This is a genomic window from Amycolatopsis sp. NPDC005961, assembly GCF_040629235.1.
In the GTDB taxonomy this organism is placed as follows: domain Bacteria; phylum Actinomycetota; class Actinomycetes; order Mycobacteriales; family Pseudonocardiaceae; genus Amycolatopsis; species Amycolatopsis camponoti.
The window spans coordinates 55,982-68,373 of the sequence record NZ_JBEXVF010000005.1; the positions used below are offsets into that span (position 1 = coordinate 55,982).

The following is a 12,392-nucleotide window of genomic DNA, read 5'->3' on the forward strand; positions in this document are numbered from 1 at the left end:
TTCGTGCGAGCCTCCGGGCACCCCGACACCCGGAGGCTCGCACGGTTCTCAAGCGGTGGCGGCTTCGGGCGCCGGCGCCTGGGTTTCCCAGCGCGGCTTCACCTTCCGCAGCATGGCGGCCGAAAGCACGCCGAGCAGCAGCACCGCCATCGGCAGCAGCATCGTCACCCGCGCGGCGTCCGTCAGTCCACTGTGGACAGCGTCGGAAGCGAGCCGGCCCGCCTGCGCGGCGACCTCCGCGGGCAGCCCCGGCATCGGCGACGGCCCGCCGGCCGACCCGAACTCGCCGGTGCTCGCCGCGGCCTTCGCGATGCCTTCCGCGAACGGCGCCCGGTACTGCTCCGGCAGCTGCGAGGCCGCCTTCGCCGCTTCGTCCGCGATGGACGAGCTCACCTGGGCCTGCAGCAGCACGCCGATCGCCGCGGAGCCGAGCACGCCGCCGACCTGGCGGGACGTGTTGAAGATCCCCGACGCCGTCCCGGCCAGCCGGGGTTCCACCGACCCCATCGTCATGTTGCTCATCGGCGAGAAGATGCAGCCGATGCCGAGACCGCACAGCAGCAACGCCGGGATGAAGCTCCACGGGCTGCTGTCCGGCGACGCCTGCAGCGCGATGACCCCGAGTCCCGCGGCCAGCGACCCCAGGCCGAACATCACGAGGTACTTGCCGTTCACCTTGTCGGACAGGTTCCCGACGAACGGCGCCACGATCCCCGACAGCAGCGACATCGGCGCGGTCAGCAGGCCCGCCATCGTCGGGGTCAGGCCGAGCACCGACTGGATGTAGATCACCAGCGGCAGGAACATGCCGGTCATCGCGAAGCCGACCGTCGTCGCCGTGAGCGTGCCCGCCGAGAAGTTGCGGTTCGAGAAGACCTGCAGCGGCAGCAGCGGCTCGCGCTTGTTGACCCGCTGCCACACCACGAACGCGATCAACAGCAGCACGCCGGCACCGATGATCTCGAACACCGTGATCCCGCCCCAGACGGTGCCCCAGTCGTACTGCTGGCCGTTCTGCACGCCGAACACGATGAACAGCAGCGCCGCGCTCGAGAGCAGGATGCCGATCACGTCGAACGAGTGCGAGTGCTTCGGCTGCCAGTCCGGCACCAGCACCAGCGTCATGACGATGGCGACCACGCCGATCGGCACGTTGACGTAGAAGATCCACTCCCAGCCGAGGTGGTCGACGAGCACACCGCCGAGCAGCGGGCCGGTGATCGTCGCCAGGCCGGCGACGCCGCCCCACATGCCCATCGCCGGGCCGCGCTTGGCCGGCGGGAACAGGTGCGTGATGAACGCCAGCGTCTGCGGCGTCATCAGCGCGGCGCCGATGCCCTGGACGGCACGCGCGGCGATCAGCATCTCGACGTTGCCGGACAGGCCGCACCACAGCGACGCGCCGGTGAACACGACCAGCCCGGCGAGGAACACCCGCTTCGGGCCGAAGCGGTCGCCGAGGCGGCTGGTGAACAGCATCGGCACGGCGTAGGTCAGCAGGTAGACGCTGATCACCCAGACGACGGAGTTCAGCCCGGCGTTCAGCTCGCGCAGCATGGTCGGGATCGCGATCGACACGATCGTCGTGTCGAGCAGGATCATGAAGAAGCCGAGGCACAGCGCGCCGAGCGCCGCCCACGGGTTAGCTTGTCTTGCGTTCATCGTCGTCTTCCTCGGTGATGAGCGTGAGCTTCGGTTGTTCGCAGTCCTGGAACGGGATCCGTCCGGACCTCAGTTCTTCGTGCAGGCGCACGGTCCACTCGAGCTCGAACTTCCGCTGGTCGCACTTGTACTGCCAGTCGAGCCAGTAGATCGGCGGCGTCCGGTCCTCGGCGAGGCGCTGTAGCACCGCCTCGTCGGCCGCGACGCCGGCGCGCAGCCGGGTGATCCGGTGTTCGAGCTCCAGCAGCGACGTCTCCTTGCCGAGCTCGTCGATCACGGCGAGGCCGGAGAGGTACGCGGGGAACTCGTCAGCGAGGTCGCCCAGCAGCTCGCGGCCGCGCTGGTTGAACTCGTCCAGGCCGGCCTGGGTCATGCCGTAGACGGTCCGTTCGGGCCGCCTGCCGTCGCGCTGCGTGTCGACGACCTCGATGAAACCGTTGCGCTGCAGGCGTTCCACGGTGTGGTAGAGCGACCCGGCCTTCACGTTGACGCGGGTGCTGACGTACCGCTCGCGCATGAGCGAGGCCATCTCGTACGGGTGCATGGGCTTCTCGTGGAGCAGCTCCAGCACGGCGAGGCCGAGCGGGGTCAGCTTGGCCGAGGCCATGATCGTTAGTCCCTTCGGATGACTCCAGGTCGTTTATTCCACGTGGACTATACGGCGCAGACTAAGCGGCCGTCCATGCTCACTTCTGTGACGGTCCGTACACAGCACGGAGGCCCCCATGATCCCGTCATGGGGGCCTCCGCCGCTTCTCTCAGAACGGCCAGTCGGCGTTCTCGCCCGCCTCGAGCAGGGGAATCATCCGGAACCCCTGGTCGGTGAGGCCGCCGAACGTGTGCCGGTGCCCGCTGCCGGACGACGCGTGGCCGAACCGGTAGCCGGCCAGGTTCCACGTGTACAGCGGCACGTGCGCGGGCAGTGACCGTCCGACGTCGCCGCCGCCGGCCTGCTCGTCGGTGAGGATGACGACGCGGTCGTGCCGGGCGAAGTGCCGCTTCACCGCGGCCGCCGTGTTCGTGCCGCCGCCGAGGAAGTACCCGCGGGACTTCCAGCGCTCGACGTCGCTCAGCAGCGACCCGCCCGGCCGCAGCTTGAACACCTTGGTGTGCGCGCCGCCCAGGAGGAAGCCGTCCGAGAACGACACGACGTCGGCGCTCGCGCACCGGCGGCCCAGTGCGAGGCCGAACACCGCGGCCGCGTCCCAGCGCTTCAGCGTGCCGTCCTTGCTGAAGCCCATGTTCATCGACGCCGAGGTGTCGACGAGCACGAGCGTCCGGCCCGGCAGCTCCGGCACGTTCGCCAGCGAATGCGCGATCGCCTGCTCCAGCGCCCACGTCCACCGCGGCGACGGCGCGGCGCGGTGGGCCGACAGGAACCGCATCGGCAGCTGCCGCGACTTCGCGACCTGCGCCGGGTCGGCCAGCCGCGCGGCGACCCGCTGCGCGACCTCGTCCGAGATACCGGCCTGGTCGAAGTTGCGCAGGTTCCGGAGGAGCGCCATGTAGCCCATCGACGGGATCAGGGCTTCCCAGACGCGCGCGTCGAGCGGGCCCTGCAGCCAGCCGGCGACCGACTCCCACGTCATGCCCGCCGCGCGGAGGACGTCCGCGGCGTCCGGCTGCCCGAACAGCTCGCGACGGCGCGGGACGTCCCACGCCATCAGCTCGGCGCGGGCGCGCAGGACTTCGAGCGCGTCCGGCAGCGGGTTCCCGCGGGAGTGCCGCTCGTCGAGGACGTGCTTGAACAGCGCGCCCTGGGCGGCGTCACGGCTGGCCGGGTGCGTCAGCTCGAGGACGTCCGCGAACCGGAACGCCCGCGCGGCCGAGTCCCACTTGACGTACGCGCGCTCGTCGTAGAGCTTCGGCGCCGCGTCGGCCACGCCACGCTTGACCGGCTTCGGGATGTTCCTGCCGTGCACGGAAGTCCAGTAGGCGAGCAGCTCCCCGGGCTCGTCGGCCCGCTGCAGGACGTCGGCGACGACCTGACGGCCGAGCCCGTCGAGCCCGGCATCGCGGCGCGCCTTGGCGAACTCGGCCGCGCCGACGAGCGACGCGGTGCGCAGGTTCGCCTCGGTGCGCAGCCAGCGCAGGAACCGGGCCGTCCACTGTGGATCCTCGAGGGTCGCGGCGTGGACGAGCGAGGTGTAGTGGGTGTCGCGCGCGCCGGCGGACTCGTAGAAGGTGTGTTCGCCGACCATGTTGGTGACGGCGAGCAGGAAAAGCTCGGACCGGGCGTCGCGCGCGTAGCCGGCGCCACCCTCGTGGGTGACGGCGGAAGCCGTGGCCTCACCGCGGACCGGCGAGGTCGCGGCGTTGAACTTGCTCATTTCTCCCCCTCGTGATGGGGGAGCCGCGGCCACCGCGATGCCCGAGTTCGAAGTCGGTGAAGGTACGTTGCTGCTCTGCCGAGCTGAGCTACCGGACCGAGTGGCCCGGGAGGGATTCGAACCCCCGACCTGCCCACTACAAGGAAGTAACCCTCGCCTGCGCACCGGACATCGGTGTGGCCGCGGCTCCCGAGATCGTGCTCGCACCGGGAGTGCGTGCCCGAGATCGAAGTGGTGAAGGCTTTCGGGATTCGAACCCATGGGATACCAGAGAAGTAACCCTCACCGCCGCACCGGGCGAGAACTACGTTAGCCGTCGCGCCGGGGTAGCGGAAATCAATTTCCGGCAGGGACTAACCCATACTATAGTTGGTATAGACGTACTAAAATACAGGTGAGGGCGATGGAGCTGAACAGGCCGCTGGCCACGGTGACTCCGACTCTGGACGGCGATGTGCTCGCCGTCCTGGCCGGCTTCGACGGGACGTTCACGACCGGGCAACTGCACCGCGTGCTGGGCAAGCACTCGGAAGAGGGAATCCGGAAGGTTCTCCAGCGTCTTGTCCGGCAGGGCGTCGTGCACTCTGACCGGGTCGGCAACGCCTTCGCGTACCGGTTCAACCGCGACCATCTCGCCGCAGAGCACATCACCGGGCTGGCGGGCCTGCGAGGGAGGCTGCTGGAGCGGATCGAATCCACTTTGGAGTCTTGGCAGTCGCGGCCGAAGTACGCCGCGGTGTTCGGATCGGCCGCCCGGGGCTCCATGATGGTCGACAGTGACATCGACCTGCTCCTGGTTCGGCCGGACGAGGCGAATGAAGATCGCTGGGCCCTTCAGGTCGACGGGTTGGCTGCCGATGTTTCCCGGTGGACGGGCAATGACGCCCGGATTCTCGAATTCACTGTGGCCGAGGTCGCGGCACGGGGCCCCGACGAGCCGGTGCTGAGCGACGTGCTGCGGGACGGCCTCACCGTGGCCGGTCGCCACGCCTGGCTGGCCGGGCAGGTTCGCAAGAGAAAGAGCTGAAGTGCGCACGAAGAGATGCAGTCCCGACGTGCTGCGTGGTCGCCTCGCGAAGGCGGAGCAGTTCTGGGAAGTGGCCCTTTGCGTGCACGCGGGAATCGCCGCCGCCGACGCGCTGTGCTGTGCCGGTCTCGGCGAGCATGCGCAAGGCGAGAAGCACGACGATGCGGTCCAGCTCTTGGCGAAGGTGGACGTGGAGGCGAGCCGTGCCCTTCGCGCCTTGCTGGGCTTGAAGACCAAGGCGGGCTACAGCCACACCTCGGCTACTGCGGACGAGTTCAAGCGAGCCGGTCGGAACGCCGAGGCGCTCGTCATGCAAGCCCGCCGGCGCGCGGCGAGCTAGGACTCTCAGCCCGACGAAGCCGAGTTAGTTCGTGCTAGGAACTATGTATAGTAAGTTCGTAGAACGAACTAAAACTGGGAGGAATCATGACTTACTTCGGCATCGGCGTGTCCACCGCGGTCGCCGCCGTACCCGGGACCCTGAAGCTCGCCGTACAGGCCGACCAGGCCGGGCTCGACCTGCTCACCGTGTCCGATCACCCGTACTACGCCGACCGCCTCGACGCGTACGCCGAGATCGGGGTCCTTCTGGGACGCACCGAACGGATCTCCGGCCTGGTCAGCGTCACCAACCTGCCGACGCGCCCCGCGTCGATGCTCGCTCGCACGATCACGTCGCTGAGCGCGCTGACCGGCGGGCGGATCGTGCTCGGGATGGGGGTCGGCGGGCTCTGGGACGACATCGCGCGGCTCGGGTTCACCAAGCTGACGCCGGGGCAGGCCGTCCGCGCCTTCGAGGAGGGCGTCCGGCTCGTCAAGATGCTCGGCGGGGGCGGGGAACCGGTGACTTTCGACGGCGAGTTCCACCAGGTCACGAACCTCGAACCGGCCGAGGAAGCGATGCCGCCGGTGTGGACCGGGTCCGTCGGGCCGAAGTCGCTGGCCGTTACCGGGCGCGTCGCCGACGGGTGGATGCCCGGCCGCGCCGCCGACTGGCTCAGCGAGCGCTACCGCACCTCACGACCGGTGATCGACCAGGCCGCCGTCGACGCAGGCCGCGATCCCGGCGACATCGTCACCGTCTACAACTTCCCCGGCCGCATCACGACCGAGGCGCTCAAGAACACCCGCGCCGACGACGGGCGCTGGATCGGCGGCTCGCCGGACCAGTGGATCGAGGAGCTGACCGGCGCGGTCCTGGAGCACGGTGCCGCCGGGTTCGTGCTGTTCGGGCCCGGGGGCAGCACGCCCGACGAGACGAGCGCCGCGCGCTGGGCCCGGGAGATCGTGCCCGCCGTACGGGAAGCCGTCGCGAAGTAGGCTGGCGCGATGGGGAAACACGGGGAGGACCTCGGCGTGGTGGCCGGGCTCGTGCGGGCGTCGTTCCTGGTGAACGCCGTCTACGCCGAGTCGGCGCGAGAGTACGGGCTGACCGTGCCGCAGGGCCAGCTGCTGTGCGTGCTGATGGGCCGTCCGTACGGCATGGGCGACCTCGGCGCGACGCTCGGCCTCGAGAAGTCCAGCCTGACGGGCCTCGTCGACCGCGCGGTCCGGCGCGAGCTGGTGCGCCGCGAGCCCGACCCGGACGATCGCCGCGCGGTCCAGGTCGTGCTGACCGAGGAAGGCCGCGAACTGGCGGAGGACTTCTACGCGGCGACGTGCCGGCGAGTCGACGACCTGGCCGCGGGCTGGAGTGGTCCGGACCGCGACCGGCTGGCGGCGTTGCTGGGGCGGGTCGTCCGCGAGAACGAGGTCCCGACGGTGTTCCTGGACGCCGTTCAGCGCTGAGGAGTCAGCTGGGGAAACCCGAAGCGCGCCAAGCGCCTTCGCCGGGATGAAGCGGCTTACGCAGCGAAGCGGCGTGATCGCCCCACCACGACGTACGCGGCTTCGGCTTCTCCGGCGCCTTCGCGGCCGACGCCGCGGCGACGACCGCCGTCAGCGCGGCCAGCTCGGCGTCGCTCGGATTTCCGCGGACCACCCTCAGCAGGGGCTTCTCGTCGCTGCTCACAGCGGGATGTTCCCGTGCTTCTTGGGCGGCAGCGACTCCCGCTTGTTGCGCAGCAGCGACAGCGCCCGCGCGACGTGCCCGCGGGTGTGCGCCGGCACGATCACCGAGTCGACATATCCCCGCTCAGCCGCCGCGTACGGGTTGAGCAGCGTGTCCTCGTACTCCTGGATCAGCTCGGCGCGCAGGGCGTCGACGTCCTTGCCCTCGTTGGCCGCGTTCGCCAGCGTCTTGCGGTGGACGATGTTCGCCGCGCCCTGGGCGCCCATCACCGCGACCTGCGCGGTCGGCCAGGCGAGGTTTATGTCGGCGCCGAGGTGCTTGGAGCCCATGACGTCGTACGCGCCGCCGTACGCCTTGCGCGTGATGATCGTGACCAGCGGGACCGTGGCTTCCGCGTAGGCGAAGATCAGCTTCGCGCCGCGGCGGATGATGCCGTTCCACTCCTGGTCGGTGCCCGGGAGGAAGCCCGGGACGTCGACGAAGGTGAGCACCGGGATGTTGAACGCGTCGCAGGTGCGGACGAACCGCGCGGCCTTCTCGGACGCGTCGATGTCGAGGCAGCCGGCGAACTGCGTCGGCTGGTTGGCGACGACGCCGACGCTTTGGCCGTCGACGCGGCCGAAGCCGACCAGGATGTTCGGCGCGAAGAGCTCGTGGACCTCGAGGAACTCGCCGTCGTCGACCACGCGGTTGATGACCTCGTGCATGTCGTACGGCGTGTTCGGGGAGTCCGGGATGAGCGTGTCGAGCTCACGGTCGGCGTCCGTGACGTTGTCGAAGAACCCGGCCGGCGCGTCGGACGGTTCGAAGACCGGCGCGTCGGAGAGGTTGTTCTGCGGCAGGTAGGAGAGCAGTTCCTTGACGTAGGCGATGGCGTCTTCGTCGTCGTTGCCCAGGTAGTGCGCGACGCCGGACTTCGTGTTGTGGGTGCGGCCGCCGCCGAGCTCCTCGAAGGTGACGTCCTCGCCGGTGACCGTCTTGACGACGTCCGGGCCGGTGATGAACATCTGCGAGGTCTCGTCGACCATCACCACGAAGTCGGTGAGCGCGGGGGAGTAGACGTGCCCGCCCGCGTTCGCGCCCATGATCAGCGAGATCTGCGGGATGACGCCGGACGCCTGCACGTTGCGCCGGAAGATCTCGCCGTAGAGGCCGAGCGAGACGACGCCTTCCTGGATGCGCGCGCCGCCACCTTCGTTGATGCCGACGATCGGGCGGCCGGTCTTGATGGCCAGGTCCATGACCTTGACGATCTTCTCGCCGTAGACCTCGCCGAGGCTGCCGCCGAAGACGGTGACGTCCTGGCTGAACACGCAGATCGGGCGGCCGTCGACGGTGCCGTACCCGGTGACGACGCCGTCGCCGTAGGGTCGGTTCTTCTCCTGCCCGAAGTTGGTCGAGCGGTGCCGGGCCAGCTCGTCGAGCTCCACGAACGAGTTCTCGTCGAGCAGCAGCTCGATGCGTTCCCGCGCGGTTTTCTTGCCCTTGGCGTGCTGCTTCTCCACCGCACGAGCCGAGCCGGCGTGCACGGCCTCGTCATAACGGCGATAGAGGTCGGCCAGCTTGCCCGCCGTGGTGTGGATGTCCGGTTCATCCTCGGGCGGCGTCCCGAGCGGCTCCGTCGCACTGCTCATGCCACGGGAGCTTAGCTACTTGCCGGTCACTTCGCGTGTGGCGTAGGCAACGTCCGACCGACCAGGCCGGATTCGTACGCCGCGATCACCAGCTGCGCCCGATCGCGGGCCGCGAGCTTGTGCAGCAGCCGGCCGATGTGGGTCTTCACCGTCGCGATGCCCAGGTGCAGCCGCGCCGCGATCTCGTCGTTCGACAGGCCCCGGGCGATCAGCGTCAGCACCTCTTGCTCGCGCGCCGTGATCCCGTCCAGGCGCGTGGTCACCGGGCCCGTCGGCAGCCGTGCGAACTCGGCCACCAGCCGTCGGGTCACCGACGGGGCGAGCAGCGCGTCGCCGGACGCCACGACTTCGATCGCCGTCAGGAGGTCCGCCGGGCGGGTGTCCTTGAGGAGGAAGCCGCTGGCGCCCGCGCGCAACGCCGCGTACACGTACTCGTCCAGGTCGAATGTCGTCAGCATCAGCACCCGGACTTCCGACGCGGCGCAGATCCGGCGGGTCGCCTCGATGCCGTCCATCGACGGCATCCGGACGTCCATCAACACGACGTCCGGGGCGAAACGTCGCGTCAACGCCACCGCCACCGCCTCGACGCCGTCGGACGCCTCGCCGACCACCTCCAGGCCCGGCGCGCTGTCCACCAGCACCCGGAAGCTGCCGCGCAGCAACGCCTGGTCGTCGGCGATCAGGACGCGGGTCATCGGGCCGCCGCCGTCTCGTACGGCAAGCGCGCGAACACGCGGAAGCCAGGAGCGCACGGGCTCGCCGAGAAGTCGCCGCCGTAGACGGCCACGCGCTCGCGCATGCCGATCAAGCCGTGGCCCGGGGTGGCCGGGCCGCCACGGCCGTCGTCGCGGACCTCGATGCTCACTTCGCCCTCGCTGCCCGTGACGCGGATGCGGCACGTCGTCGCGCCCGCGTGCTTGACCACGTTGGTCAGTGCCTCCTGCACGATCCGGTACACCGACTGGCCGACGCCGCCCGGCAGCTCGTCGAGACCCTCGACCGCGAGGTCGACGGACGGCCCCGCCAGCTCCGCGCGTTCGGCGAGCGCGCGCAGGTCGTCGAGCGTCGGGGCGGGGGCCAGCGCCGGGACGCCCGTGCCGTCGCGCAGCACGCCCAGCATGCGCCGCAGCTCGGCCAGCGTCTCGCGGCTGGTGTCTTCGATGACCCGCAACGCTTCCCGCGCCTCCGCGGGCTGCTCCGAAGCGACGTGGTTGCCGACGGCCGCCTTCACCGCGATGAGGCTCATGCTGTGCGCGACGACGTCGTGCATCTCGCGCGCGATCCGCAGCCGTTCCGCGGAAACCGCTTCCCGCGCGTGGTTTTCCCGCTCGGCCGCGGCGTACTCGCGGCGCCCGTGGACGGCGATGCCGAGCGCGAACCCGACGATCAGCGCCGACGCCCCGAAGTTGACGGTCGTGGCGGTGCTCGGGTTCGGCACCACGACCCCGACCAGGCCGACACCGAGCAGCCCGGCCACGAAACCGACTCGCGAGGCTCGGCTGCCCCGGTGCACGACGAAGGTGTAGAGCGCGCACCCGGCCGACACGACGGCGACCGCGAGCACCGGCCCGCCGATCGGCACGGCCGCCGCGGTCAGCACGAGCGCCAGGATGTAGGCGGGCCGCGGCCACCAGCGCCGCAGCAGGATCGGGGCGACGCTCGTCAGCATGATCGTCCAGCCGAGCCACGCGGGCAGCCACAGCGGCAGCGACCACGCCCCCGCGGCGAGGTTGCCGCCGGCCCCCACCGTGAGCACCAGGACCGCGAGCACGTCCAGCACCACGCGAATTCGCATGAAACGAACGTAATGCCGACGCGCGCGCCGCGCGTCAACCCTGGGTCGGACGCTCCGCGTACTGCTTCTTCACGGCCTCGACGTGCTCGGGCGTCCAGTCCGGCAGCTCGACACCGTGCGTCGCGGCGAACAGCTTGTCGAGCTGCTCGTGCCGCCTGGCCAGCTCCGCGACGACGTCGTCGGGCGCGGGTTCGGTGAACTCGACGCGGGTGCCTTCCAACGGCTCCTGGGTCACGTGCCAGCCGGGTTCGTCCGGGAGCAGCGCGCGGACCTCGTCGACCGGCTTCCAGACGAGGTCGCGGCGGAAGCGGATCGTGCCGTCTGCGAGCACTTCCCCGTGGCCGAGGCCGAATTCGTCCACATAGGACGCTATGCGGGCGTGCCAGTCCTTCGGCTGCTCGAAATCGCGGCCGGACAACCGCGCGTCGAGGGCTTCGAGGCAGACGTCCCAGCCGGCGGCGGTGCGGCCCGCGGCCAGCTTCGCGATCGCCGGGTCGCCGCGGCCGAACGTGTGCGTGAACTCCAGGAGGCTGCCGTCGCCGTCCGGCGAAATCAGCCAGCGCAGCGTGTCGTCGTTCCAGACGAAGGTGAACTCGCGCGGTGGGTCGACCGTGACGACCCGGCCGGTCGTCGAGTCGTCCTCGCCGGGGAAGGTGAACCGGATGTCGCCGCCATCGCGCAGTTCGACGTCGACCTTCGCCGGGAACCAGTGCGCCAGCTCGGCCGGGTCCGTGATGGCCCGCCAGACCTTCTCCGGCGCGTGCTTCAGGCGGCGTTCCAGCCGGAGGGCGGGGCGTTCCTCGTCGGTCAGCAGTTTCGCGGGCATGCCCGTATATAACCACTGAGGAATATACGGGTCAAGCTCCCCGGACGGCGGCCGCCGCGGCGGCGAGCTCCGGGTCGCTCGCGGCCTTGTCGAGCGAGGTCCGCAGCACCGAGCAGTACGTCGGCTCGGTCTCGGCGTAGCGCTTGCGGCCCGCGTCGGTGATCACCGAATAGACGCCGCGGCGGTCGTCTTCGCACAGGTCGCGGATGGTCAGACCGGCGTCTTCGAGGCGCGCGCACATCCGGCTGACCGAGCTCTGGTTGAGCCCGATCGCCTCGGCGAGCTCCTGCATCCGCAGGCCACCGCGCGGGCCGGCGACCAGCTTGCCGAGCGCGCGGTACTCGGACAGGCCGAGACCGTGCCGCCGTTGCAGCGCCTTCCCCAGTTCCTGCTCGACGCGGGCGTGCAGCACGAGCATGCGTCCCCAGGACTGTTCGTCGACGGTCATCTTTCCGCCTTCCTCTTGACACCAGCATAGTCCAGGGACAGTCTTTATATGTACATGCAAGTAACTGAGGGGACTGGTCATGACGCGGAACTTCCTCTTCCTGGTCGGCGCGGCGCGAGCCGGCGGGAACACGGAGATGCTGGCGCGGCGGGCGGCGAGGGAGCTGCCTCGCGACGCCGAGCAGCGGTGGCTCCGGCTGCCCGAGCTGCCGCTGCCGCCGTTCGAAGACCGCCGCCACGGCGCGGGCGAGCACCCGGCGCCGGGTGAGAACGAGCAGCTGCTGATGGACGCGACGTTCGCCGCGACGGACATCGTCATCGTGTCGCCGGTGTACTGGTACTCGGTCGCGGCGAGCGTGAAGCTCTACCTGGACTACTGGTCGGGGTGGATGCGGCTGCCGGTCGAGTTCAAGCCGAAGATGCGCGGCAAGTCGCTGTGGGGCGTGAGCGTCCTGAGCGAGACGGCGCGCGAGGCTCAGCCGTTGATCGGCACGCTGGAGCTGTGCGCGGAGTACCTGAGCATGAACTGGGGCGGCGTGCTGCTGGGGAACGGCAGCCGTCCCGGCGACGTGCTCCTCGACGCGGACGCGATGTCGGCGGCGTCGACCTTCTTCACCGGCGCGGATCTGGTAAACGCCTAGATCTTCGGTGGCAGAG

General features: G+C 70.0%; 14 protein-coding genes. 5 read left to right on the forward strand and 9 right to left on the reverse strand.

The genetic code is table 11. The features are described from left to right. Positions 1 to 48 precede the first annotated feature (48 nt). From ABZ342_RS06355 to ABZ342_RS06365, 3 genes are all read right to left on the reverse strand, one after another. Entirely contained in the window at positions 49 to 1,662 is a 1,614-nt protein-coding gene (locus tag ABZ342_RS06355) for a DHA2 family efflux MFS transporter permease subunit (RefSeq protein WP_360469350.1), read from the reverse strand. Then, on the reverse strand, positions 1,643 to 2,269 hold the full coding sequence (locus ABZ342_RS06360) for a PadR family transcriptional regulator (RefSeq protein ID WP_155549084.1): 627 nt from the start codon (positions 2,267 to 2,269) through the stop codon (positions 1,643 to 1,645). The genes ABZ342_RS06355 and ABZ342_RS06360 overlap by 20 nt, the downstream gene beginning before the upstream one ends. 151 nt (positions 2,270 to 2,420) lie before the next feature. Next, positions 2,421 to 3,992 carry a TROVE domain-containing protein gene (locus ABZ342_RS06365; RefSeq protein WP_360469354.1) on the reverse strand — a complete coding sequence of 524 codons (1,572 nt, stop codon included), beginning with the start codon at positions 3,990 to 3,992 and terminating at the stop codon, positions 2,421 to 2,423. Positions 3,993 to 4,395: 403 nt separating this feature from the next. On the opposite strand from ABZ342_RS06365, the gene ABZ342_RS06370 reads away from it, so the two are divergent. The 4 genes from ABZ342_RS06370 (at position 4,396) to ABZ342_RS06385 (ending at position 6,807) form a co-directional block, all read left to right on the forward strand. Then, a complete protein-coding gene (locus ABZ342_RS06370; protein ID WP_360469357.1) occupies positions 4,396 to 5,019 on the forward strand; it encodes a nucleotidyltransferase domain-containing protein in 624 nt (207 codons plus the stop codon). 1 nt (position 5,020) lies between these two features. Continuing rightward, on the forward strand, positions 5,021 to 5,359 hold the full coding sequence (locus tag ABZ342_RS06375) for a hypothetical protein (protein WP_360469360.1): 339 nt from the start codon (positions 5,021 to 5,023) through the stop codon (positions 5,357 to 5,359). 86 nt (positions 5,360 to 5,445) lie between these two features. After that, a complete protein-coding gene (locus ABZ342_RS06380) occupies positions 5,446 to 6,339 on the forward strand; it encodes an LLM class flavin-dependent oxidoreductase (RefSeq protein WP_360469363.1) in 894 nt (297 codons plus the stop codon). Positions 6,340 to 6,348: 9 nt separating this feature from the next. Then, complete coding sequence (locus ABZ342_RS06385; protein ID WP_155549086.1) at positions 6,349 to 6,807, forward strand: MarR family transcriptional regulator; 459 nt, start codon at positions 6,349 to 6,351, stop codon at positions 6,805 to 6,807. A 4-nt stretch (positions 6,808 to 6,811) separates the two neighbouring features. Here ABZ342_RS06385 and ABZ342_RS06390 read toward each other — a convergent pair whose 3' ends face one another. From ABZ342_RS06390 to ABZ342_RS06415, 6 genes are read right to left on the reverse strand one after another with little or no spacing between them, the layout of a single operon-like run. Further along, positions 6,812 to 7,030: an acyl-CoA carboxylase subunit epsilon gene (locus ABZ342_RS06390; RefSeq protein WP_360469366.1), complete on the reverse strand. Its 219-nt coding sequence runs from the start codon at positions 7,028 to 7,030 to the stop codon at positions 6,812 to 6,814. Next, positions 7,027 to 8,664, reverse strand: coding sequence for an acyl-CoA carboxylase subunit beta (locus ABZ342_RS06395; protein WP_360469369.1), 1,638 nt, complete (start codon positions 8,662 to 8,664; stop codon positions 7,027 to 7,029). The genes ABZ342_RS06390 and ABZ342_RS06395 overlap by 4 nt, the downstream gene beginning before the upstream one ends. A 26-nt stretch (positions 8,665 to 8,690) precedes the next feature. Beyond that, positions 8,691 to 9,362 (reverse strand): response regulator transcription factor, encoded by a 672-nt coding sequence (locus ABZ342_RS06400; protein ID WP_360469371.1) that lies wholly within the window; start codon positions 9,360 to 9,362, stop codon positions 8,691 to 8,693. Further along, on the reverse strand, positions 9,359 to 10,462 hold the full coding sequence (locus ABZ342_RS06405) for a sensor histidine kinase (RefSeq protein WP_360469374.1): 1,104 nt from the start codon (positions 10,460 to 10,462) through the stop codon (positions 9,359 to 9,361). Before ABZ342_RS06405 ends, ABZ342_RS06400 begins: the two co-directional genes overlap by 4 nt. Positions 10,463 to 10,496: 34 nt before the next feature. Continuing rightward, positions 10,497 to 11,288, reverse strand: coding sequence for an SRPBCC family protein (locus ABZ342_RS06410; protein ID WP_360469377.1), 792 nt, complete (start codon positions 11,286 to 11,288; stop codon positions 10,497 to 10,499). A 31-nt stretch (positions 11,289 to 11,319) separates the two neighbouring features. Continuing rightward, positions 11,320 to 11,736: a MarR family transcriptional regulator gene (locus ABZ342_RS06415; RefSeq protein ID WP_155549093.1), complete on the reverse strand. Its 417-nt coding sequence runs from the start codon at positions 11,734 to 11,736 to the stop codon at positions 11,320 to 11,322. Positions 11,737 to 11,815: 79 nt separating this feature from the next. Between ABZ342_RS06415 and ABZ342_RS06420 the strand changes: the two genes are divergently transcribed. After that, entirely contained in the window at positions 11,816 to 12,376 is a 561-nt protein-coding gene (locus ABZ342_RS06420; protein ID WP_360469380.1) for an NAD(P)H-dependent oxidoreductase, read from the forward strand. Positions 12,377 to 12,392 lie beyond the last annotated feature (16 nt).

Excerpts from the sequence above, each read along its gene's own strand:
- ABZ342_RS06355 (WP_360469350.1), bottom strand. The coding sequence starts at position 1,662 with ATGAACGCAAGACAAGCTAACCCGTGGGCGGCGCTCGGCGCGCTGTGC.
- ABZ342_RS06360 (WP_155549084.1), bottom strand. The coding sequence starts at position 2,269 with ATGGCCTCGGCCAAGCTGACCCCGCTCGGCCTCGCCGTGCTGGAGCTG.
- ABZ342_RS06365 (WP_360469354.1), bottom strand. The coding sequence starts at position 3,992 with ATGAGCAAGTTCAACGCCGCGACCTCGCCGGTCCGCGGTGAGGCCACG.
- ABZ342_RS06370 (WP_360469357.1), top strand. The coding sequence starts at position 4,396 with ATGGAGCTGAACAGGCCGCTGGCCACGGTGACTCCGACTCTGGACGGC.
- ABZ342_RS06380 (WP_360469363.1), top strand. The coding sequence starts at position 5,446 with ATGACTTACTTCGGCATCGGCGTGTCCACCGCGGTCGCCGCCGTACCC.
- ABZ342_RS06385 (WP_155549086.1), top strand. The coding sequence starts at position 6,349 with ATGGGGAAACACGGGGAGGACCTCGGCGTGGTGGCCGGGCTCGTGCGG.
- ABZ342_RS06395 (WP_360469369.1), bottom strand. The coding sequence starts at position 8,664 with ATGAGCAGTGCGACGGAGCCGCTCGGGACGCCGCCCGAGGATGAACCG.
- ABZ342_RS06400 (WP_360469371.1), bottom strand. The coding sequence starts at position 9,362 with ATGACCCGCGTCCTGATCGCCGACGACCAGGCGTTGCTGCGCGGCAGC.
- ABZ342_RS06405 (WP_360469374.1), bottom strand. The coding sequence starts at position 10,462 with ATGCGAATTCGCGTGGTGCTGGACGTGCTCGCGGTCCTGGTGCTCACG.
- ABZ342_RS06410 (WP_360469377.1), bottom strand. The coding sequence starts at position 11,288 with ATGCCCGCGAAACTGCTGACCGACGAGGAACGCCCCGCCCTCCGGCTG.
- ABZ342_RS06415 (WP_155549093.1), bottom strand. The coding sequence starts at position 11,736 with ATGACCGTCGACGAACAGTCCTGGGGACGCATGCTCGTGCTGCACGCC.
- ABZ342_RS06420 (WP_360469380.1), top strand. The coding sequence starts at position 11,816 with ATGACGCGGAACTTCCTCTTCCTGGTCGGCGCGGCGCGAGCCGGCGGG.